Here is a 22,189-nt window from a genome sequence, read left to right as displayed (position 1 = left end):
AGGAGGCTGATCGTGTATGAGATGCGTCGTGGATACGGCAATCGAGGTGCCGAGGTGTGGCATGTCATCGCTCCGCAGGCTCTCGTCGCTCTGTGCGGACAGCCGCTTGTCGAAGATACGCGCCGCGCTCAGGGGGACGACGCACCGCACTGTGCCGCCTGCCTGACGCTGTTCGCCCAGTGCATGGACGACCGTTCCGCCTGAGGAGAACCTGTCGGCTCCGGTGAAGCGTTCATGCCTGCCTCTGACCACGGCACGTCTGCCGGAATCACAGGCCGCGCAGCTGGAGGCGTTGGTTTCGAAGCCTGGTCAGCTCGGCGCGTGGCCTGTGCGGAGTGTGTCGGCGGTGCTGTCGCCGACGCGTGGGGTGGGAAGGGGCGCCCGCACCGTCTCGCGTCGTAGGGCGTGGGCGATGGCGCGCGCTTCGATGCCGGCCTGGCGAAGGACACCCGTGAGGGGATTGGTGTATCCGGCGAAGTAGAGGCGCGGGACCGCGGGATGGGTCTGTGCTCCTACGGTGAGGGGTTGCCCGTCCTCGTTGAGTACGCCCAGGGATCCGACCAGGTCGTGCAGGTTGGGCCGGTACCCGGTGGCGGCGATGACCGTGTCGGGACGCAGTCGGGTGCCGTCGGCCAGTAACACGTCGGGGCCGTCGAACGCCTGGACGGCTGCGACCGGCTCGACCCGCCCGGACCGGACGGCATCCACGAAGCCGTGGTCGAGCACCGGGTTGACCCCTTCTCGGGCATTGCGGGTGTACAGGCCCGTGCGGGGCCGCGGCAGCCCCCGTGAGGTCAGGTCGGGCACCGCGAGACGTTGCGTGAGCAGGGAGGTGCGGTCGCGCCACGCGAGCGGGAGGATCTCCGTCAGCCGGCCGGCCGCGTGCCATCGGGCGCTGAAGCGGGGCAGGATGTTGGGTGGGGTACGGACTGCGATCCATACCCGTGCGGCCCGGGCCCCGGCCAGGACGCTGGCGATCTCGGTACCGCTGTTACCGGCGCCGACCACCAGGACGTGCTGCCCGCGGTAGGGGGCCGGAGAGCGGTAGTGGGCCGAGTGGAGCAGCGTGCCGGTGAAGGCCGAACGCCCGGGCCAGTCGGGGATATTGGGGGTGTGGCAGCGGCCGGTGGCCACCACGACCGCACCAGCAGTCACGGTGCGGTCGGGGGTGTGGACCAGCCACTGGGCTGTCAGACCGGGCTCGGCCCGTTCGATGCGCTGCACCGGGGTGGTCACCCGGACCTCGAGCCGGTGATGGGCTACGTAGTCCTCCAGGTAGCGCACGTAGTCGTCCCGGCTCACCCACGGGCCCGCTTGACGCGGCACCGACAGGCCGGGGAGGCTCGAGGTGCCGGGAGTGGTGTGCAGGCGTAGATGGTCGTAGCGCTGCGCCCAGCTCGCTCCCACCCGGTCCGACCGTTCCAGGATCACGGCTGGCACTCCGGAGCGGCGCAGTAGCGCGGCGGCCGCCAGGCCGTGGGGGCCCGCTCCGATCACGATCGTGGGAGCGCTGCGGTTTTGTTGCGGTGTCGAGGGCATCGCCTCCTACAACGGCGGACCGCGCAGCGGGTCACGCTCGACGGGGAGGCGCAAAGCCTGTGGAGTGGTGATGTCGGCTGCTCAACGCAACAGCGGGTGGTTGCCGTTACACCAGCGGTATGGACTCGTTGGACACCGGGCAGCAGCGCGGCGGATCGGTCCCGCCGAGGGCCGGACCGTCCGGGTGGGGCGCTGCTGAGCGGTCATGAGCCGGACAGGCCAGGGGACATGAGCCCGCACGGCCTCGGCCTCTGCGGTGGGCTCCGGGCCGGCTCGCTACACCTGTCCGTTCTTTCGAGGGGCTTATGTGCAGGCAGTAACGACGCGCCACCGGCCACGGCTGCGGATCAGCGGAGTCTGCAAGGCGTTCGGCGGCAGGCAGGTCCTGCGTGATGTGGATCTTGACGTGTCTGCCGGGATGCTGGTGGGAGTCGTCGGCGAGAACGGTGCGGGTAAGAGCACTCTGCTGCAGATCGCCGTGGGACACCTTGTGCCCGACCGCGGAACGGTGACACGGGCCGGGGCGGTGGGGTACTGCCCACAACAGGCGGTGCTCAACGATGCGTTCACCGTCGGACAGCATCTGCGGTTGTTCCAGATGGCCTACCGGTTGCCGACGCTGGAGCGCGCCGGCGAGCTGATGGAGCTGCTGGCGTTGACCGGCTGCCGGCGACAACAGGCCGGTGAACTCAGTGGTGGCACGCGACAGAAGCTGAACCTGCTGATCGCTCTCATGCACGATCCGCAGTTGCTGGTCCTGGACGAGCCCTACCAGGGTTTCGACTGGGACACCCATCAGCGGTTCTGGTCCCTGGCCGCCGATCTGCGTGATCAGGGCCGGTCGATCATCGTGGTGTCTCACCTGCTGCACGACCTGCGCCACTTCGATGCGATCGCTCATCTGCGCCAGGGGCGTCTGCACTTCGAGGAGTCGAACAGTTGAGGCTCTCCTGGACGGCATTCATCGAACTGCTGCGCTGCACTCTTCGGGGCCACCTGCGCAACCGGCTGGCCCTGGTTCTGGCGGTCGCGTTCATCCCCATCTGGATTTTCGTGGCGCGCTTGTGCACCTCCGACCACGTGGTGCGTATCTGGCTGGACGCCATCAGCGGCTCCGTCTCCGCTCCGGCCAGCCAGGTGGGCCAGGTGGCCAGCGCGCTGGGCGCCATCACCATGGTCGCCGGCTTTATCGCCTTCACCGAGACCTTCCAGTCGCGGGAGATGGATCGCCGTCTGCTGCTGGCCGGGTACCCCCGGCTGCCGATACTGCTGGCCAAACTCGCTGCCGTCGCCCTTACTGCCGCCCTGCTGGCCCTCTACACCACGATCCTGCTGTGGATCTCTCTGCCCGTGCGCCACGCAGGCCCCCTGGGACTGGCCCTTGCAGGCGCGGGCCTCGCCTACGGCGGCATGGGTCTTCTGCTCGGCTCCCTGGTCCGCGGCGAGCTGGAGGGCTTCTTCCTCATCATCATGCTCAGCCTGGTGGACACCGGCCTGCAGAACCCCGTCTTCAACACACTCATGGATGTGGCGGGCGTGTCCGCGCTTCCTCTGTACGGCGTCAACCAGCTGGCGCTGAGCTCAGCTCTCACCTCGCGCATCCCCTGGTCCCACGGCCTGTTCTCCCTCACCTGGTCAGCGGCGACCGGTGCCCTGGCGCTGCTCGTCCTCCACACCCACCGCTCTTCCCGCTCACCGAGGTCCCGCAGAACGAGAGTCCAGGCAGGGTGATCATGGTGCGGACGGCCCTCCTGCGGGACTCTGCTGGCCCGAGGACTCCAACCAGCGGTGTGAGCGGGTTGCCCGTGGCGGCTCACCTCTTGTCCGCGATTAGTGCGCGCGACGTTTCGCGTCGTTACTCCTGTGCCGCAGGAGGTGTGCGCAGGGCGATCACGGCGCGCCTCCCCTCGCCGCCTGCGACGCAGTGTTGGCCATGACGCTCGTTTGACGCTCCGGGTGCCCACAGGCGGTGCAGCAGGCCGTAAAAGGGGTCCTGACCTGTACCTTTCCGGACCTCGCCGAATCCGACATCTTTCCGATGACCCACCACGTCGGTGTGCCGCGATTGAACCGGTTGCGAAGAGCTCCTGAACTGCGGCTGTGTGCGCACACTGTGCGGTGCGGGCGTTCAGTGGGTGGGGCCGTAAGGGCTCCAGTGCCCGAGGAAGGATTTCAGGTCGTCGGCTTGTGGCTTGGGAATGTCGGGCAGCCGGGGCGGTGCGTTCAATGGGTCGAGGCGCTCAACGGTGGCCGCTGCCCAGCTGATCCATTTTTCGGCGTCGGTTCTGGCCTGGCCCGGAGGCATGTCCTCGACTCGCGTGCGTACGGCGCTCACGTATTGGGTCAGTCGGGTGGCGTGGCGCCATGCCGCTTCCTGAGTTTCTAGGTGCCGGACGCGGTACGCCTCCGCGTACCGGATGCGGGCTTGTTCCATGGCGGCTTCCCAGCGGATGCGCTTCTGGCGTGCCGCTTCGGCCTCGTCCTGGCGTCTGCGTTCGGCGGCTTGGCCGCGCAGCGTGACCTCCTGTGCGATCTCGGCGAGCTGCTCTTCAAGGGGACGGCCGGGGGCGTCGGCCCATTCGCTCGCGCGGTGTGGCTGGCCGCCGCTGAGGATGATGCGGAGGCGTTCGGACGGGGTGTAGTCGAAGCGGGGGATTCTGACCCAGGAGTTCTTCTTGGCGTCGGCGAGTTCCTTCTCGGTGGCGACGTGCTCGGCCCGGTCCTGTTCCTGGAGGACGAGAAACCCCACGGTCTGGCCCTGGGCGGTGATGGTGAAGTGGGGCTTTGCCCTGCGGCGGCGATGAGGTGGGGGTGCGAAGCCGGTCTGCCCGGCCGAGCAGGTGTGTCCGTCGGCCTCGGCAGCGGTGATCAGTGCCTGGATGAGTCGGAGAGCGCGTATGTGGACGGGCTTGGTCAGGCCGAGCGGCTGGCGTTCGTTCTGCATGGCCCGGACAACGGTGTGCGGCCGAGTGAGCCGCGACGGCACGGGGACGGGGTCGAGGACGGCAAGGCGCCAGGCGGGGATGTCGACGAGCTTGATCTCGTACCCGTCGCGGCACCAGTTTCCGTACAGCTCCTTCGTCTCCGGAACCCTTCCGGATCTGCGTGCGGCGGCGACGCGGGACGGCCACTTCTCCAAGCCGGGACCGCTGCCGCTCTTGACGATCCTGCCGCCGGCCTCCGCAAGCTCCTGTAAAAGCTGCTCCGTGAGCGTCACACGAGGCTGTGAGGGAGGGCTTGGCTTCCGCTCGGTGGCCGGAGTTTCCTGCGCTCGGGTGGACTTAGAACCCCTAACGAAATGAATGCGGGTGACGGTCGGTTGTGCGTCAGTGATCGTTATCGCCGGACAGCCCCAGGGCAACGGTGCGTGCTCCCGGCGTGAAGCCGACGATGGTGTGTTCCCAATGCTCGCCGGGCCAGTGGTACGTCACTCGCCCCTCAGCGGGTCGGTAGTGGGCGGTGTACACAGTGCCCAACCACTGGTCGTAGCTGCACTGGTACAGCGGTGGTCGCAGCATCGACGGAACATCAACTCCCGCTGCCTGAACGGCGGCCAGTCGTGCTCGTGTCCGGGTGGTTTGTTCCTGCTCGTCAGGCACGGGTAGGTGCTGGTGATTGGCGGCGCATGCGTCGTGGGCCTCGGTCATCGGGATGTCGGGGCCCACATAGACCGTCAGGCTCTGGTGCTCGTCGACGAGGGTGACGTTCTGCGGAATCGCGATGGGTATGGTGCGCAGTCTGTCGATGGCCTCGTCAACGGTCCGGCAGGTTTCCAGGAGGTAGCGCAGCACGAGGGGAATGGCGAAGCCGGCTCCATGGACGAATCGCCCGCCGAAGGTGAGAGACACTGCGAGTCCGGCGTCGTTCATGCCGTCCAGCAGGCCCCATCCTGCTTCCTGCATGCCGATGACTGGGCGGAGGAACTGGGAGGAGACGATGGTGCCCTCGCAGTGTTCCGGGGCGAAGTCGTAGTTTCTGAGCAGCGTGCCCTCGTGGCCGATCTGGGTACAGCCAGAGAAGAACGGGCGCACCGTTGCCATGGTGAGAAGCGTCCTGGCCTGAGGAGATTCCAGTTGCTCCGCGAGCCGGTCGAGCACGGGGACCAGTTCGGGCATGTGCGTATCGAAGAGTTGTCGGGCCTGCGCTGCGCCCTCGGGGGTGCGGCCCTCCTCGGTCAGCCAGTCCTCCGCCTTCGCCATGGCCGAACGGACATGCACGGCCCACCGACCGTCTGCGCCGTCACCGATCTCAATGGCATGGAACGTCTTGACGTAGTGGCTCATGAGGTAGGACCCAACTAAATTTCAGGCCCGCTTTTCAAGGGCACGCAGGCGTCGCCAGCAGATGAGTGCGCATCCCAGGATGAGGAACGCTTCGTGGATGTCGTCGCGGATCTCCCAGCGGATCCGCAGGCGGCGGAACCAGTGAAGGTGAGCGAACGCGCGCTCCACGACCCAGCGTTGGGAGCCGAGTCCGGAGCCATGTTCGGTGCCCCGGCGGGCGATCAGCGGTTTCACTCCGAGGCCCCAGACGAGCCGGCGGTACTTGTCGTGGTCGTAACCGCGGTCACCGAGCACCGCGTCTGGTCGGCGTCGGGGCCGACCACGTTTGCCCCGCACAGGCGGCACAGCCTGGAGTAGTGGGATCAACTGGGTGACGTCGTTGCGGTTGCCGCCGGTCAGGGTGGCGGCGAGTGGGATGCCGGTGGCGTCGGTGATCAAGTGATGTTTACTGCCCGTCCTGCCCCGGTCGACAGGGCTTCGTCCCGTCTTGGAGCCCCCTTTAACGCCCGGATATGCGAGCCGTCGACGGCCGCCCGGGAGAAGTCCAGGGCGTTCGCGCCGCGAAGCTTGGCAAGGAGGGTCTCGTGGAGCCGGGGCCACACCCCGGCCTCGGTCCACTCGGCCAGGCGGCGCCAGCAGGTCATGCCGGAACCGAAGCCGAGTTCCTGCGGCAGGTGTTCCCAGGAGATCCCGGTGTGCAGCACGAACAGGATGCCCTGGAACACCAGCCGGTCAGGATGCCGCTTGCGCCCGGGGTGCCGGGTCCGGCGCTCGACACTGGGCAGCAGCGGCTCGATCACCGCCCACAGCTCGTCGTCGACCTCCCACGGCTTCGGCCGCGCCACCCCGCACCCCCTGATCATCAGCCTGGGAGTGATCCAACCACGCCGAAGATCATTTCGTTAGGAGTTCTTAGGCCGTGGACCGGCGGCCTGGGTCTTCCGCGGGCGTGATCCGCGGGGAGGGTACGTGCCGTGCGCCAGGTAGTGCCGACCGGCGCTTGTCAGGGCGACGCTCCACTGCCCGGCCTTCCGGGAGACCGTCACCAGACCACGGTTGTGGAGTGCCTGGCAGGTGGTCTTGTAGGAGCTGGTCTCCCATACGCTGGCAGGGCACCCGGCTCCCACCCACTGCAACACCGAGAGCTGCCGCTCGTTGACCCGCTGTTCCAATGGCCCGCCTTCAACTCGCAGTGTCGTACGACAGCGGCATGTTGCCAGTTCCGTTGGTAGGCGACCGGTGCTTCGACTCAATTCGTCCGAACGAGCGGGCTGACGGGGCTGCAAGCAGGATAGAAGGAGAACAGCAGGTGGGTGCTGTCCTGCGGTGGGGTCTGACTCCTGAGCTGCCTGACCAGAGTGCCCTGCTCACACTCTACGGGGGAGGAGCCGCAGCTGCCGCAGCCGGCGAGCACCACCTCCTTGCGTGACGTCTCCCTGTCAATGCCGGTCAGGGGTGGACGAGAGTCAACGCCTTGTCAGCCCGCTCAGTCAGTTTGAGTATCGGTTCGGTCGAAGTCATCCGGCAGTGATCGAGTCACGCGGCTGTACCGCGATCGATGGGACGGTTGTGCAGTGTCATCCCGGACGGGGTCTGACTCGTGAGATCTATGACCGAAGTGTCCAGTCACGGACCTGTCGACCGTCGTTGCGGGATGCTGCCTGCCACCGAGCCACAGGGCGTGTCCCTATAGGGGCCTTGCCGAGTTTCAGGCGCCATCACGGTTCAGACCGCCCCAAGCAGGCCGGTGCCATCACCCAGTACGTCAGCATGTGGGAGGCACGCCATCATGACGACCCGACAGCACAGCACCTCATCGAGCGCGGATCCGCCCGTTCGGCGCGAGGTCGTCCTGGGCGTGGACACGCACGGCGAGGTGCATGTTGCCGCCGTGATCTCCCCGCTCGGGAAGATCCTGGGAACGGAGTCCTTTCCCGCGACGGCGGCCGGCTACCGACAGTTGCTCGTGTGGGCCCGCAAGCGGGGTACGGTGCGCCGGGCCGGTGTGGAGGGCACGGGCACCTTCGGCGCGGGCCTGTCCCGCTACCTGCTGGCCCAGCAGATTCAGGTCTTCGAAGTGAACCGGCCCGACCGCTCGGCTCGCCGTCTGCTCGGGAAGTCGGACCCGCTCGACGCGCAGGCCGCCGCGCGAGCCGTGCTCAGTGGCCGCGCCCGGGCCCAGGCCAAGTCCGGTGACGGTCCGGTGCACAGCGCCCGGATCTTCAAGCTCGCCAAGGACTCCGCGGTAAAGGCCCGTACCCAGGCGATCAACCAGCTCAAAGCCGTCCTGGTCATCGCCGATCCCGCACTGCGGGAACGACTGTCCAGCCTGGGCAACCGCGAGCTGTTCCGCACCTGCGCATGCCTCGGGCCAGGCGACGGTGAGGACGGCGAGGACGCGGTGACTCAGGCCACCCACATGACCTTGAGAATGCTCGCCGAGCGCATCGAACAGCTCACCGGGCAGATCAATGAGCTGAACCAACGCCTGACCCAGCTCGTCGAACACCACGCCCCACAGCTACTCGTACCGGTAGGCATCGGCCCGGACAGCGCGGCCACCTTGCTGATCACCATGGGAGACAACCCCGAGCGGCTGAACACTGAGGCATCCTTTGCCGCGCTTTGCGGAGTCAGCCCCGTCGAGTATTCGTCGGGCCGTCGGAGCACGCGCCGGCTCAACTACGGCGGCGACCGTCAGGCGAACGCCGCCCTGCACCGCATCGTGTTCACCCGGCTGCGCCACGACCCGCGCACCCAGGCGTACTTCGAACGCCGCACCCAGGAGGGCAAGACCCGGCGTGAGATCATCCGATGCCTCAAGCGGTATGCCGCCCGAGAGGTCTTCGGCCTGGTCAGGACGGCATCTACCGATCCCGCGTTATAGGGGCGTCGGTGATACGGCGAAGCCCCGTCGGAAACATCACGACGGGGCTTCCGCATGGAGGGGGCTATGACAGAGTGCGGCGTCCGGCAGCACGGGCACTGACGCTTGGACTCCCGGCTCTGGAGCACCGGGAGCAAGGATGCCGGGCGTGGTAGGGCCTGGCCGACCACACGGCACACACGTTCGCTCAGCTCGCCGAACAGCTTTGCCTTCGCGAATATGCGAGTCCCTCGACTGGCCAGTGTGCCTTCAGAGCGCGACCAGGAGGCGGTGTCCAAACCATCGACGGAAGATCGCGGTGCCCCGTTATAGGGGCAGTGCGGCCAGCGTTGCTGCCGTTCGGCTGGCGGCCTCATCTTCGAGGCCGCCACGCCGAACGGCTCGGAGCCGTCCCGGTATCTACAGGTCGGTGCCGCTGGCTTCCTTCAGGATTTCGATGCTCTCAGGGTCCTTCGGCTCGGAGCGTCGGTACTGGGGGTGGCCAAGGTCCATCTGAAGCGCGGCGTGGAGCGGGGCCGGGTATCGCGTCCGGTCTGACCAGGAGAGCGCCTGGTGACAAAGCCGCGCCGCGGCAACCGCGAGAATCTCTCGGTCGTAGCCGTCCCGCGTGTGCATCGGGGTGATCTCCCTGGTGGTCATGCTGTACCAGGGTGCGTTCAGTTCGTTCTCCTTGCGCTCGTCGGCATTCTTCGATGCTTTCCCCGGGTCGGCGCGCCAGCGGGTCTTCCACTGCCCATGGCGCTTCTTGCCGTAGTTGCGGGGTTCGGTGAACAGGAACCAGGGGTGGCCTTCGGGCCGTGCTTCCGGGTAGTAGAGGTCGCTGGAGGTCTTGAGCGGGACGGTCTTGCCGTTCTTCTGCTTCTCGGTGACGGCGACCAGACGGGGCATTTCCGCCTGCGCGCAGTTCATGCGGATGATGCTGACCGGATTCCAGGACCGGGGCAGTCCGCTTGCGGGGAGCCAGAGGCGCGGGTCCCCGGGATCTTTTCCGAGGCCCTGCTTGTTGTTGTGGAGGCCGGGCCATACACGGCGGCTGGCGTGACCGTCGATCATCAAGGCGTAGGGCAGGCCGTCGAGTTCGTCGTGGAGCTCTTGGAGGGCGGTGCGGACGTCTTCACCGGCCTGTGCCCAGCGCTGGATTTCGCCGTCGCCGTTTTCAGTGTGAAGAGGGTAGTTGGCGGCGTGGAAGTTGCTCTGTGCGAGGGCGTAGTGCTCCCACTGCGGGTGGATGTTGCTCCAGCCGATCATGCGCCACGGGCCGCCGGGTTCAGGGGAGGGGATGATCACGCTGGCGGTGATGATCCTTTTGGGCTGGCCCTTGTACTTGCGGTCCGTGGCCTGCTTGCGGATGTGGATGCCGCAGAAGGCCATGCGGGGCAGCGGGTAGGGGTCGTCGCCGGGGTAGAGGGCACGCTCGAAGCGGTCGTCCACGACCCCGCACGAACGGTAGAGGTCCAGCAGACCCATGTAGACGCGGTGATCCTCGAAGGCTTTCGCGGGCCTCTTGATGATGGTGAAGGTCTTGGTGAACGGGTCGTACTCGCGGCCGACGAGGAATTGGGACGGCACTGCAGCCTTGGCGAGCTCCCGGACGACTTGGTGCTTGGCGTCGTTCTCCGCCAGGGCGGTCTTCACTTCGGCGGGCTTCATGCCCTCGTGTTCCTCGCCGCGCACCGGGATCTCTGTTTCACACCAGGCGGCGAGGAGGACGCCGGGTTCTGCGAAGGTGCCGGCGATCCTTTGGGCGTCAGTGGCGCGCTGAGTGCCGGGGCCGTGCTCCAGCAGCGCTTCGGCGTTGCAGAAGACAGCTTCGATGCCGTCCGCGAGCGGGAAGGACTTCTTTCCGCCAGGGTCCGGATCGATGCCCTCCGGGTCCAGCCCGTAGGGGTGGGCGAGACCGTGGATCATCCGCGTGAGGGTCGCGTCGCGGTACCACAGGCACAGGATGCGGAGTTTCTTGTATCCGGCCGCTTCGATGGAACGGCGAATACCCTCCGGGGAGGGCTTGCCGATGAGATCGACGTATTCGCCATCCTGCTTCTTCTGTTTCTTCTCTTTCTCCTGGGCAGCGGTGGCGGGCTCGTGGGAACGCTTACCGAAGACATTCCCCTTCGACTTCAGGTCGAGCAGGGAGACGGCGTCACCGAAGACTCGCTGGATGTGTTCCCGCAGCAGGGAGAGATGGTAGATGCCGGCGCCGGTACCGACAGCGAAGGAGTCCGTCTTCGGCATGGTCGGCCTGATCGCGCCAGGAGGAGGAGTCAGGATGTCGATCCTCTTGCCATTTTCGTCCCTGGCGTTGAGGCGGCTGCGCTCACCGGCGACGCGTTCCTCGATGGCGTTGAGCGATGACCGGTCGGCGTCCATCTTCGCCAGGATTTCCAGCGCATGCTTGTTCGTCTGCCGCAGACCGCGCCCATCCAGGGACACAGACATGATCGGCCGGTCTGTTCCCTGGTCCACGAGAACGGTGCTGGCGTGGATCACCGTGTTGTTGATGCGCCGGATGTGAGCGTCAAGATTCAGGACGGGGTTCGGCTCGGCCGTGTAGGTGGCCATCTTCACCGACAGGCGGGACAGCGCGTACTGGACTTGACTGCGGGTGGGGTTCTCGGGACGGGCCTTGAGCGCTTCGGCGAGGTCGACCGGGTGGGCGAGGGTGGCGAAGACCGGGCCGATGGGCTGTTCCCAGGCGATCAGGTCACCGTTGCTGATGGGCCGGTACTGCACGGCCGCGACGTTGTCGGAGGGCTGCCAGCCGACGGTCCTGTGTTTCACCTGGCCGTTCGTCGCCTCGTACGCCTCACGGACCGGCTCGACTTCCCGGTCGAGGAAGGGCTTTGCCGCCAGCTTCTTGGCGATGTGCCACTTCACCGCCTCATAGGCCCAGCTGTCCGGACTGGCGGGCTTGCCGTCTTCCTCTTGGAGGATGTTCTTAGCCAGGCTTCGGCGCTCAGGAGCGACGTCCGCGACCAGTCGGGCCAAGGTGGGTGGATCCACGAAGGGGATCTCATCCAGAGGAATCCGGCGGACGATGCCTTCCAGGTAAGTGAAGACCGTCCTGAGGGCGTCGGGCTCCACGGGGTTGAGCGTCACCATGAAGGCCAGGTACTTGTCCAGGTAGACGTAGCCATCGGTGATCTGCTGGAGCACGGTGACAGCGATGGAATAGGGGACCAGGAAGGGGTCGGATTCCTGGACATCCTTGATCCATTTCGCGTTCTTTGAGGCCGTGCTCCCCAAATCCCGCCAGGCCGTGCGGATGGGCGAGTGGTAGTCGCCGAAGTCCCAGACCAGGGCGGTCATGCCGTCCAGGAGCTCGGGGGTGCACCGGATCGATGTGGTGTGCGCGGTGAGATCCCGCTGCGTGTTGCTTCGCCCCATGAGCGGGGGTACCTCGTCTCTCGGTCTCTCCGTTTGGGAGAGGATGCGGGTCCGTCTCCGCCGCGGCAAGGCGGAGACGGACGTGGTCAGTTCAGAGCGTCTCGCGGTCGAGCCCTGCATAGGTCAGGAATGCCTGAAGCGCTTGACCGTAGAGCTCATTCATGATGTCGCGCTGTTTCGGAGTCCAGTCGCGGTAGATCTGTTCGATGATCGTGGCCAGGTCGGAGCTGAACTTCTTGTCGTGGATGGAGTGGTCCACGATGTGGAGGGTCATGTCGGTCTCGCCCCGCCGGGCACGGCCGGCGAGCTGGATGAGCAGGACGAGCATTCCTGCGACGAGTTCCTTGCGCAGGTCGTGGTCCATGTTGGAGAACCGGGCCGGGGAGCGAAGGATCTTGGTGAGTTGCTTCCAGGAGGCTTCGCCTGCTGCGCGCAGGACGGCCAAGGGCTCGTCGCTGCCGCCGGCGGGAAGGGTGTTGTAACCGGCGGCGTTGACGCTTGCGTGCAGCCAGTCGGTGTCCTCGATGCTCAGGACAGGCCGGACGCACAGATAGATGTCGCGGACTGCCGAGCGCGTTCCGACGACGATGTTCAGGCCCCGGCCGATGACGGCGAGGGGGGCGATAAGGATCTCTCCGCGGTCGGGGAACTCCTTGAGCTCTTCGCGGACCATCCGGTCCACGTGGGCAGGTAGGTGCTCCTCGTAGTTCTGTTTCTCCGGCTTCTTCACCAGCAGGCAGATCCGGTGGTTCAGCCCGTCGGCCTGTGCCACCCCGGAGGCGAGGTAGGCGGCCTGCTCATAGGAGTTGACGGCGAGGATGACGCGGGCCCGTTCCGGTTCGTGCTTCTCCAGGCGGGCCAGGCGCTTGGCGAGCTGCTGCTCGTACAGGCCCCGGCCGAGATCGCGCAGTGCGTTGGGCTTCAGCTCTGGCGGGAGACCCCCGATCCTCATGGCATCCCCGCTGCTGCCCCGTACAGGCGTGGCGAGGGTGACGATGGACTCCGGACGGGTGTCGGGGAGCCACCAGCGGACCGGGGCATGGATGTGTTCCTGTACGGCCTGTGGTAGGTAGGCGGTGGCGGACAGGCCCATGACGGGACGCTGCACGCCGGCCGCCAGCAGGGCGGTGAGGCCGCCGAGTTCGCTGACGAAGGTGTGCGGATCGCCGCCGAAAGAACGTGACAGGAGTTCCGCTTCCTGCTCCTTTTTGTCCATGCCCTTGACCTGGTAGCCGTGGATGGAGCGGCCCAGCATGGCCAGGGGGTAGAGGGTGGCGACCGTGCTGCTGCGCATGCTTTCAAGGATCTTGCGGACCGATCCCAGGTCGAGATAGCGCAGGGTCTGGGCCTGCATGCGCAGCTCGTCCAGCGCGCTGTCGAGTTCCCGTAGCACGGTGCGGGTGATCAACAGGTTCACCACGGCGGCCTGCTGATGCGCATCGGGCACGAGCTCACGCAGGAGCGTGCGCATCGCGTCGCGAGTGTCGGTGAGGTGGTCCTGGCCGCGCTGCGCGGTGAGGATCGTCAGGGCTGTTTGGATGGCGTCCCAGTCGGCTCCGTCGGGAAGCTTGGCCTCCTCATCCGGTCCGGCCGCGTACCAGCGGGCGGGCATGATCTCGTCGAGGAAGGCGAACAGCTCGGGCGGAACGTCGTCGGCCGCGGTCTGGTGGGGGAACAGGAGCTGAAGGATTTCACGGTCCCTCGAGCGGGCCAGGCGCCAGCCGGTGTTGTCGCGGCTGGCCCCGTCAGGGCTGTCCGCCTCGTTGCCCGGGTTCAGCCTGAGCCCGCTGCCTGAGCAGAGCCACAGCAGCAGCATCTCGGCCATGAGCCGCGCGTGGCTGACCGGCGCTGCAAGGGACATCTCATGGACGACGGGCAGGTTCCTGGCGTCCGAGTCGATCTCCCGCAACGCGGTCGTCCGTTTCCGGGAAGCCAGAGTGAGCTCCGAGGTACAGCGGCTGATGGCGGCCGTCTGGAAGGCATCGATCTCATCGATCACCAGCGCATCGCAGGCGCGCAGCGTCATCTCCAGCACGCTCATGCCCCTGGTGCCACGTGCCTTGCCGCGGAACTCCTGCCCGTCCAGGACGACGCCGATGCGTGTGCGGCCTTCCAGGAGGTTGGCGTGGTTGGTGACGATCACGGCCGCGTCGGTGGCCCGGTAGAACTGCTGGAACTTGCCGCACACCGGGGCGAAGGAGCAGGTGAGCCGGGTGGAGCCGGTGGCCGGAGAGGTCAGCGAGGTGCAGTTCTCCTCCCCGTACGGATACAGGGTGGGCGGGTCCATCAACGCCCGCTGCGCGCAGCCGGCCGACAGCAGCGCGATGTCGGTCCTGGCGCGCCGGTCCCATTCGTCGATCTGGGTGGAGGTACCCAGGGCGGCGTAGTCCATGGCCCGCCGGTGCATGCTCGACGGGGACATCAGCGGCGTGCAGTGAGCGGGCTCGGCTAGGTGCTTGTTCTTGTGCAGATAGGCCAGGTCGTTGTTGATGTCCCAGGCCATGTCCAGGGTGGCGCGGACATCGGTGACGGCGAGGGCGATCCGCCGGTCGTTGAGCGCTGCCCAGGACGCCATGACCCGTACGAGTACCGTTTTGCCGCTTCCCGTGGGGGCGTTGAGGACCTGCAGGTCTCCGGACGTCAGGTCCAGTTCGGTCAGCTCGCCGTCGGTCGTCTTCATTGCCTTGAAGAAGCGCTTGAGCACCTTGTGCAGGTAGGCGACGCTCTTGTCCTGGCCGCTAAGGATCTTGGCGACATCCAGGAGTTGGTTCACTGTCGGCGCGACCCGGTCGCGCTGCGGGCGGGTGTGCACCTGCGGGAGCACCTCGTGGCCGGGCGCTTCAAGGAAGCCGGGAGTCGCCTGGATATGGATCTCCCTGCTGGTCGTGCCGTGCTCTTGGCCCAGGTAGGCCGTCCTCGTCTTGAGGGTTCCTGGGCCCGCGAACGCCTGTGCCTTGGGGCGCTTGCCGAAGGTGAAGAACGGCCCGGTGACGCGTTGTGCGTATCCGAGGAAATCCCCTCCCACCCTGGGGATCACCGCCTCGGCCAGCTGTGGGTCTCCGGCCGGCAGCCGCAGCGAACCTCCCGACCTGTCCGCGAGGTCGGGATCGGGGGCCAGGGCGCCTAGGAGCGCGAGGACGGCGGCCCTGAGTTTCTTCGCATCCGTCCATTCGGGAGCCATCAAGGCCATCACCTGACGGATCAGGTTCCGCTCGGCCACTGGCAAGCTCGCCCAATCCGACCAAGCCTGCGGCTTGCGGTGGGCGAAGAACGTGGCTTCTTCGAAGCCGGCCAGGATGCGCCCCTCGTCGTCCTTGCGGGGAAAGTAGTGCGCGGCCAGAGCGAGTGCTCCAGCCAGGCCGGCTTCCTTACCCGTCATCTCCCCGCTCACGCCTTGCCCTCCTTGATCTGCGTGATGACCATCTCGAGGTAGTCCGTCGCGGTCATCGCCGCCTTCATCCTGTATGTGCGGCACACCGCGTGGAGCTGGGCCACCTGGTCCTGGCGATGGTCGGGCACTACCAGGTACTCGGCGCCGCCCTTATCGCCGCCGTCCATATGAAGTTTGCTGACCAGGTGATTCGGCCAGGTGTAGTCCTTGAAGTCAGCAGGAAAGTGCGGCTGTTCGCTTCCTTCGCGGGTGATCCACAGGTCACACTGGTCCCCGTTGGGCCACAGATGTGATGTCCAGGCGGTTCCCTCCAGGGCCGCCGCGGCGGCTCGGTGCAGGGCCAGTTCGGGTAGGCCAGGGATGACGGTGTAGCGCCACACCGGCCGTACCAGCGCCATGTACTCTGCGGCTGGCTTGGCCTGCGGCACGTGCGGTACGGCCCCGGTCCATAGGCGTGCGAACCGGCCGGACGGGACCCGGCATTCGAACGTCGGACTCAGTTCGGGGGCCGACTTCTTCCGGGCGGTCACGACGAACTCGTACGACGCGCCCGTCTCCTCGTGCCAGGGATACAGACACCGCACCCTGCCCCTTGTGCGCGCGCCGGTGCGGGCAGCTGTCACCTTCATCGGCCACTTGCAGGCGGGGCAGGGCCACCACCAGCCGTTGAACTGCGCGTACTGGGCGATCGGCTTGTAGAAGTCGTTCGCCCGGGACGGCAGCTTGAGCTCCGTGAGACTGCCCGTCGGCACCGTCGGGTTCTCAACCAGAGTGGTGCGGTGCCTCTGGTAGAAGGAGCCCTTGATCGCGCTGAAGACGGCTTCCTGGCTGTACTCGTCATCCAGCTTCGGTTTCGTTACCTGCCCGGTGAACTTCCCGACCTTCTGCGCGGCCCGCAGGACGCGCTGGGCTTCGTGCCGGAAGTCGAACCCGTCCTCCGTGGCAACGCCCTCGCTGTCCATGAGCCGCACGCCAGCGAGAGCCTCGCTGTCGATCCAGTCGGGCAGCAGCCCTTCCAGGGAGCCAGCCCGGTCGCCAGTGAGCCTGCCCATGAGTTCGTCGAACAGGATCAGGTGCCCCGGGCCGCATGCCGCCATCAGGATGCCGTGGGCCTCCATGAGGCGGTCCAGGCGTCTCGGCCCGTCCAGTCCCTCGCCGACCATCGCGTGCTCGCACACGGCGAACGCCTTGACGATTTCCAGCAGTGCGTGAGTCTGCTGAATGTCCGTTGTGTCGTCAGCTTGCATCACGTGCCGGACCATACGGCAGGCCACTGACAATGGGCCCTGGGAATCCCGAGGGGAGTTCAGCCAGAGCTCTCGTCGAGGCCCTCGGTGTCGATGCTGGGATACAGGCCGCGGTAGGCGTCGAGGTGGTCGGCGATGTGGCTTCGCCCGGAGTCGGTGAGGAACCACCGGTACGGTCCGTGAGTCACTCCGTCGGGGTGCCGCAACACGATGAAGCCCCGGCTCGGGGTCCGTCCATCAGGGCTTTGCCCCACCGCCAGGTAATGCGGCCCACGCCCGGCGAGGCTGCCGTCCACCCCCTGCGCTCCGGCGCGCGCGACCCGGACCATGATCTTCCAGAGCCACAACGACAGCAGCGGCGCAGGTGGTCCTGCTTCCCGGGGAGCCCCGAGGGCCGCACGGGCCACCGCTCGCCCGTGCCGGGTCATCTCCACCCGGGTACGGGGGATATCCCCCAGACCGTCGACATACAGCCGGTCCCGGTACACGACGATCAGGCCACGCCGCTCCAAAGCGGCCACCGACGATCCAGCTCCTGGGTCATGTACCCCCGCTGCGCGCAGCCCCTCCTGAATGCGGGTGTACCCGACTACATCAGACGAGGCGGAGACCGCCAACGTCATGCGCCGCCATTCGGCTGCCGGTCGTTGTTCCGCTCCCACCAAGCGGGCCTGCCGCTGTTCTTCCTCTACCTCCTGGTCGTGACGGAAGATGCACGTCAGATAGGTACGTTGCCGCTCGTTGAGGGCCCTCCATACAGCCATCGACTCCTCGGAAGGCTGACGGGGACGTCGGACGGGAAGCACTGGGAGAGGGTCCTCCGGGCGGCTGCGGCGCCAGGCATCCATCACCACCCGGTCGGGGACTCTATAGACCTGGGCGATCATGTGCGCCACTCTCCCCAGGGTCTCGGGAGATCCCCACATCCAGCCGCGCACACGTCTGCCGCGTTCAAGATCGCGGATCTTCTCGGCGCTGATATGCAGACCGTGTGCACCACGCTTGCGTCGTAGAGCTGAGGCGGCCTCTTCCGTGCTCAAGCCAGCATCACGACGCAAGTCGGCCAGGCTCTCGGTACCCGGTTCGCGCCCTGTCAGATCCTGCGCACCACATCGCAGAACCTCTAGCAATCGGCCGAAAGCTCGGTCACCAACAGTCCGTGTTCCCGCTTCCCAGTGGCGTACAGCACGTGGCGTAACCCCTACAGCCTCGGCGAGCTGTTCCACGCTCATCTCTCTGAACAGTCGTTGGCGTTGCAGGGCCTGGGGACGGAGGGACTGTGCCATACCGGAAGCAAAACGTAGTGAACAGTTCACTGCAACTGTTCACGACGGGACGATCCTGATCCCGGCCAAGGCGGTTGCGGGCAACTACCGTCCAGAGCTTGGGGCCATCGCTGGTCGCCCCTCAGGACGCGCGCGGTCTGTGCCTCTCGGTCGCAGGGCCGGCCAGCGAAGGAGCCGTGGTGCACGACAGGGTGGCGAGGTCGCGCCGGTCTTCGCCGTCGTCGGCCACGCCGAAGGGGACCGTCCCCGTAACGTGTTCTCGTCGGTGGACGCCTCCGTGCACCTCGGTGACCAGTCCACCAGCGCCGTTGGTCGGCGCCTGCCCAAGGGGATGCGGCCCGAGATCGCGCCGGGTCTGGAGGGCGCTGACCGTGATCTGGCGATCCGGCTGCTGACCCGCCCCGAGGGTGCACCGTGGTGGAGTCTGAAGTTGTACGGCTCTCAGTCGTACGACGGCTACCGTTCCGGCAGGGCGGACCACCCCGCTGTGGGCGAGCTGCCGTCCATCCTCGTCGACTCGCTCGGGGAGCCGGTGGTCGCGGCCTGGACGTCGCCGGAGGGCGACCAGCGGTGGTATCTCATCCCCGATGCCACCCGCTGGGAGAGCGTCCTTGGCTGGCTGGTGCACCGGGCACTGCCGGAGTACGTGCCCGCAGCGCTGCGCCGGGCCAGGTCACCGTTCTTCATCGACCCCGATCTGCAGACCGTCGGTGAGCAGAGCGCTCGCGACGCGCTGGAGGACCTGGAGGCGCGGTACGCGGCCGATTCTCAGGCTCATGTGCCCTCGTGGGTCAGCTCGCTTCAGGACCACGCCCCCCAGACAATGACCGCCGCGGCTGCAACCAGGGCGACCGAGACGGCCCAGACGATCGCTGTCCGCGCAGAGGTTTGCTGGGCCCCTCCGCTGACTTCGGCTCGCGCTGATCCACGATGGCGCGCGACCGCAATAGGCGCCGTGACGGTCACAGAGGAGTTGTCGCCCGTGATGATGTTGATGCTTTGGAGTGCTTGAGCGACCTGGTCCGGTGTCGGATCTTTTTGCCCTTGTGGCATCGCGGCCCGCAACTCCCCGACGAGCTGGACGAGTCGCGTGCGGACCTGGTCCAGAATGCCCTCCAGGGCTGACGGGTGCACAGCCCAGTACAGCCTGAGAACCTGCCTGGGCGAGTTCTGGCTCATGAACACGGCCAGGTCGGCAGCCATGGCCGGACCGAGCTGCACAGTCTGGCCAGGATTTCCGGCGATGAGGGACTCGATCTGGCCGACGCCCTGCCCGAGGCGAAGTTCGCCGCCCAGGCTGTCACGGGCGAAGTCCGGCAGGTCGAACATGCTGACCGGCTGCTCCCGAAACTGGTACATCCCAGCGAGGCCATCCATCACCAGGGGGGCTGAGATTCTCCGGTAGTCGGGAATCGGCACGTCCGTGCCCTCGTAACCCTGGAGTTCCCGCAGCGCCCAGGCCCGCAACGGTTCGGAGTGAGCGTGCCCGCCCAGGGTGATCACCTGGCGCAAGATCGGCGCGAGCGGGCGGCTCTCGTCGAGGACGTCGCCTTCCAGTCTGTCGAGGCGGCTTCGGCGGAATCTCACTTCACGGCCACGGTGACGATGACGCCAGCAACCGTCCCCAGAGCGGCGATGGCACCCCAGATGACCGAGGTGCGGTGCCACCAGGGCTGCGGAGTCGCGGGCGCGGGTTCATTGACGTTGGCGCTCGCGGTGCCGCCGCGGTCCGCTTTCGCGTTCGGCGCCACGATGTTGAAAGTGGAGCCGTCGCCTCCTGTGATGTTGAGGGCCTGTTGCGCGGCCGAGTTGATCTGGTCGGGGTTCGGGTTCTGCTGGCCCGGGGGCATGGCTGCTCTCACTTCCGCGACGAACTGGGTCAGACGTGTTCTGATTTGATCGAGGACGCCCGCGATACTGGCGACGGAGACGTCCCAGTGCAGAGAGGTGATCTGGGAACCTTCGTTTCCCTGCTGATGCTGCTCCTGCGTCATCAGTAGGGCGTAGTCGGCAGAACCGGGCGGGCTCAGGCGTACCGACGCCCTGTCGGTGCGGGCGACCAGCGCTTCGAGTTCCCGTACTCCTTGTCGGATCGGCGCGCTCTCCCCGATGCCGCGATCCTGGGCGTGTTGAGGTAGTTGGTTTGGACTGACCCGCTGGGTATTGTCCCGAATGATCTGACCTGGAAGGTAGAGATCGACCACGACTTCGAGCGCGGCTGGCACCTTCCGGTAAGAGGGCAGCTCATCGGACGCGGCGTACCCCTCCAGCTCTTTCAGCGCCCATGCGCGCAGCTCCTCATGGCGCGCGTAGCCGGCCAACATGAGGCACTGCCGGAGCGCAGTGGCGAGAGAGGCAGCGTCGTCTAGGACGGCGCGCTCAAGCTGCTCTAGTCCTCGGACGTCGGGTGTCGTCACGGCATCCAGTTTGCACGGCCCCACTGACAACACCGGTCGGATTCGTTGTCCTGGTGCGAGGATCCACACCCGGGCCCTAGGCCGGCCCACCCTCGACTGCCAACAACCAAATGGGCCCCCGACTCCGTCGGCGGCCCATCGCGACCTTCGCCGGGGCCGCACTTGCGCGCGAACTGGGCGGTTACGCCTCTCTGTTCGCAGTGCTGGCGGTGACCTAGTGCCCCGCGCCGGAAGTTCATGGGCAGTTCGGGATGTGCCACGAACTGGCAACACGCCTGGCCCGCGGCCGAGACCAAGCTTCGGCGGCGCCATGGATCTACCCATGGATTTCCGGCGCAGGACACTAGTTCGCCGCTGCCGTATTGGCCGCTGGATCGGGGCACGGACTTGCTCAGTCCAAGGCGAGGCAGCGGAATGCATTGCGGCTGTGAGGGGCTCGGCTCACGTCCGACGGCGTCCGATGTGAATGGCGGCCTACGACGTTTCCTTCATGCGGCCACACGCACCGCTTACACGAAGGCGAGTTCACGGAAGGCGTTGCGGACATCGGTCAGTGGTCCGCGGTCGCGGGTGTAGTAGAGCTTGTTGGTCAGGAGCACTGCCCACAGGCCCCTGGTGGATGAGACCCACATTCCTGTGCCCGTGACTGTTCGGCGGTGGTGCCAGGGGCGGGATGCCAGAAGAAGCCGCGCGCGGGTTGCAGCGCGCCGGTCTGGATCGTCAGCGACTCGGTGGTCCAAGCGGGACCGAAGCCAGCCTGTCTGGGCGCGGTGTCGGTGTTCAACATGTAGCGCAGGAAGGCAGCGAGGTCGTCGAGGACGGTGAAGACGCCGGCGATGCCGCAGACGCCGCCCATGAGGCGTGCGGAGAAGTCGTGAGCTGTTCCCTTGAGGTGGCTGTCGGTGTCCTGGTCGAGTTCGGTGGGGGCGCAGCGAGCAGCGATTCTTTGTAGGCAGGGGGCCGAAGCGGGTGGACTTCATGCCCAGCGGGTGCCACGTGCGGGCGGTGGACAGATGGTCCAAGGGTTGGCTGGTGAGGTGTTCGGCGAGGTAGCCGAGGATGAGCGCGGCCCGGTCGGTGTACTCGACCCGGCGACACGGCTGGCCAGTCTGCCTTCAGAGCGGGTAGTGAGAGGGCGTGCTTGGAACGACGAAGCCCCGCCGGAAGCGGAGCCACGTCGAAGCTGGCTTAGGGTGTGGGGCGGCATCCGGCGCGGGCATCGTTATACTCCGGATCTCCGCTTTCGAGGACGCGGAGTAGGGACGCCGTGACAACACGCGTCTTACGGCCGATGCGTAGCACACGGCACGGAAACTGCCCGCTGCGGATCAGGTCGTATCCCTTGGCCCGTGAGAATCCCAGCGCCTTTGAGGCGTCCTCCACGCTCCCCGTTCCGCCCCAGGTGGCGCGGATGTGAGCGGGGCTATAGAGAGGGCCCAGAGTCTCTTCGATCTGCGTGTGCATCCGATTACTTTCGTCTTGGCGGGTAGCCCGTGTCGGGCCTACGGACACCGCATGCGCCCGTCATCGCGGGGACCGTCAATACTCCGCGTTATCGCCGGTTTGGCTAACCGGCGATTTGGGGCTATGTTGTCTCGCTCGCCGTGGAGGGGCTCACTCTGACAGCGTGAGGCACGATGCCGGAGAGGAGTCGGCAGGTCCAGCACTTCACTGCATTGCCCAGCACTGTGACGAACGGTTACCACGGATCAGTTGGGTGTTGCATGGGTCGCAGTTCGCCCCGTTGCACCACTG

The 22,189-nt window shown here is 66.7% G+C and carries 14 protein-coding genes and 2 pseudogenes; 3 read left to right on the top strand and 13 right to left on the bottom strand.

The window, feature by feature from the left end:
• Positions 1 to 309: 309 nt before the first annotated feature.
• Entirely contained in the window at positions 310 to 1,539 is a 1,230-nt protein-coding gene (locus AB0A61_RS18005; RefSeq protein WP_361292732.1) for an NAD(P)/FAD-dependent oxidoreductase, read from the bottom strand.
• 340 nt (positions 1,540 to 1,879) lie between these two features.
• On the opposite strand from AB0A61_RS18005, the gene AB0A61_RS18000 reads away from it, so the two are divergent.
• Positions 1,880 to 2,482: an ABC transporter ATP-binding protein gene (locus tag AB0A61_RS18000; RefSeq protein WP_361292835.1), complete on the top strand. Its 603-nt coding sequence runs from the start codon at positions 1,880 to 1,882 to the stop codon at positions 2,480 to 2,482.
• Complete coding sequence (locus tag AB0A61_RS17995) at positions 2,479 to 3,270, top strand: hypothetical protein (protein ID WP_361292730.1); 792 nt, start codon at positions 2,479 to 2,481, stop codon at positions 3,268 to 3,270. The genes AB0A61_RS18000 and AB0A61_RS17995 overlap by 4 nt, the downstream gene beginning before the upstream one ends.
• A 397-nt stretch (positions 3,271 to 3,667) precedes the next feature.
• On the opposite strand, the gene AB0A61_RS17990 is transcribed toward AB0A61_RS17995, so the two are convergent.
• The 3 genes from AB0A61_RS17990 to AB0A61_RS17980 form a co-directional block, all read right to left on the bottom strand.
• A complete protein-coding gene (locus AB0A61_RS17990; RefSeq protein WP_361292728.1) occupies positions 3,668 to 4,756 on the bottom strand; it encodes a hypothetical protein in 1,089 nt (362 codons plus the stop codon).
• Positions 4,757 to 4,865: 109 nt separating this feature from the next.
• On the bottom strand, positions 4,866 to 5,822 hold the full coding sequence (locus tag AB0A61_RS17985; RefSeq protein WP_361292726.1) for a C45 family peptidase: 957 nt from the start codon (positions 5,820 to 5,822) through the stop codon (positions 4,866 to 4,868).
• A gap of 21 nt (positions 5,823 to 5,843) precedes the next feature.
• Positions 5,844 to 6,685, bottom strand: a protein-coding gene (locus AB0A61_RS17980; RefSeq protein WP_361292724.1) for an IS5 family transposase whose coding sequence is annotated in 2 segments (ribosomal slippage) — positions 5,844 to 6,322 and positions 6,322 to 6,685 — 843 coding nt in all. Because the reading frame shifts where the segments join, the coding sequence is not laid out codon by codon here.
• A 926-nt stretch (positions 6,686 to 7,611) separates the two neighbouring features.
• Here AB0A61_RS17980 and AB0A61_RS17975 point away from each other — a divergent pair.
• The gene (locus AB0A61_RS17975) at positions 7,612 to 8,709 is read left to right on the top strand and encodes an IS110 family transposase (protein WP_361292722.1); all 1,098 of its coding nucleotides are present in this window, start codon (positions 7,612 to 7,614) and stop codon (positions 8,707 to 8,709) included.
• A gap of 399 nt (positions 8,710 to 9,108) precedes the next feature.
• On the opposite strand, the gene AB0A61_RS17970 is transcribed toward AB0A61_RS17975, so the two are convergent.
• The 9 genes and pseudogenes from AB0A61_RS17970 to AB0A61_RS17930 all read right to left on the bottom strand — a co-directional run bounded on the left by AB0A61_RS17970 (position 9,109) and on the right by AB0A61_RS17930 (position 21,898).
• Positions 9,109 to 12,015: an RNaseH domain-containing protein gene (locus tag AB0A61_RS17970; RefSeq protein WP_361292720.1), complete on the bottom strand. Its 2,907-nt coding sequence runs from the start codon at positions 12,013 to 12,015 to the stop codon at positions 9,109 to 9,111.
• Positions 12,016 to 12,184: 169 nt separating this feature from the next.
• A complete protein-coding gene (locus AB0A61_RS17965; RefSeq protein WP_361292718.1) occupies positions 12,185 to 15,484 on the bottom strand; it encodes a hypothetical protein in 3,300 nt (1,099 codons plus the stop codon).
• Positions 15,481 to 16,731 (bottom strand): hypothetical protein, encoded by a 1,251-nt coding sequence (locus tag AB0A61_RS17960; protein ID WP_189310312.1) that lies wholly within the window; start codon positions 16,729 to 16,731, stop codon positions 15,481 to 15,483. The genes AB0A61_RS17965 and AB0A61_RS17960 overlap by 4 nt, the downstream gene beginning before the upstream one ends.
• A gap of 59 nt (positions 16,732 to 16,790) precedes the next feature.
• Complete coding sequence (locus AB0A61_RS17955; RefSeq protein WP_229901339.1) at positions 16,791 to 17,252, bottom strand: hypothetical protein; 462 nt, start codon at positions 17,250 to 17,252, stop codon at positions 16,791 to 16,793.
• A gap of 588 nt (positions 17,253 to 17,840) precedes the next feature.
• Positions 17,841 to 17,963: pseudogene (locus tag AB0A61_RS17950) on the bottom strand (helix-turn-helix transcriptional regulator); the annotation flags it as partial.
• Positions 17,964 to 18,818: 855 nt separating this feature from the next.
• Entirely contained in the window at positions 18,819 to 19,604 is a 786-nt protein-coding gene (locus AB0A61_RS17945) for a hypothetical protein (protein WP_351728173.1), read from the bottom strand.
• The gene (locus tag AB0A61_RS17940) at positions 19,601 to 20,434 is read right to left on the bottom strand and encodes a hypothetical protein (RefSeq protein WP_361292715.1); all 834 of its coding nucleotides are present in this window, start codon (positions 20,432 to 20,434) and stop codon (positions 19,601 to 19,603) included. Before AB0A61_RS17940 ends, AB0A61_RS17945 begins: the two co-directional genes overlap by 4 nt.
• A 509-nt stretch (positions 20,435 to 20,943) precedes the next feature.
• A pseudogene (locus AB0A61_RS17935) lies at positions 20,944 to 21,528 on the bottom strand (serine hydrolase); the annotation flags it as partial.
• Positions 21,529 to 21,622: 94 nt separating this feature from the next.
• The gene (locus tag AB0A61_RS17930) at positions 21,623 to 21,898 is read right to left on the bottom strand and encodes a helix-turn-helix domain-containing protein (protein WP_361292713.1); all 276 of its coding nucleotides are present in this window, start codon (positions 21,896 to 21,898) and stop codon (positions 21,623 to 21,625) included.
• Positions 21,899 to 22,189 lie beyond the last annotated feature (291 nt).

This window comes from Streptomyces sp. NPDC046197 (assembly GCF_040646295.1).
Classification (GTDB): Bacteria; Actinomycetota; Actinomycetes; order Streptomycetales; family Streptomycetaceae; genus Streptomyces.
This window is presented reverse-complemented; position numbering and strand designations above follow the sequence as displayed.

Coding starts and splice junctions, on each gene's coding strand:
- AB0A61_RS17930 (WP_361292713.1), bottom strand. CDS start 21,898: ATGCACACGCAGATCGAAGAGACTCTGGGCCCTCTCTATAGCCCCGCT.
- AB0A61_RS17970 (WP_361292720.1), bottom strand. CDS start 12,015: ATGACCGCCCTGGTCTGGGACTTCGGCGACTACCACTCGCCCATCCGC.
- AB0A61_RS17985 (WP_361292726.1), bottom strand. CDS start 5,822: ATGAGCCACTACGTCAAGACGTTCCATGCCATTGAGATCGGTGACGGC.
- AB0A61_RS17975 (WP_361292722.1), top strand. CDS start 7,612: ATGACGACCCGACAGCACAGCACCTCATCGAGCGCGGATCCGCCCGTT.
- AB0A61_RS17960 (WP_189310312.1), bottom strand. CDS start 16,731: ATGCAAGCTGACGACACAACGGACATTCAGCAGACTCACGCACTGCTG.
- AB0A61_RS18005 (WP_361292732.1), bottom strand. CDS start 1,539: ATGCCCTCGACACCGCAACAAAACCGCAGCGCTCCCACGATCGTGATC.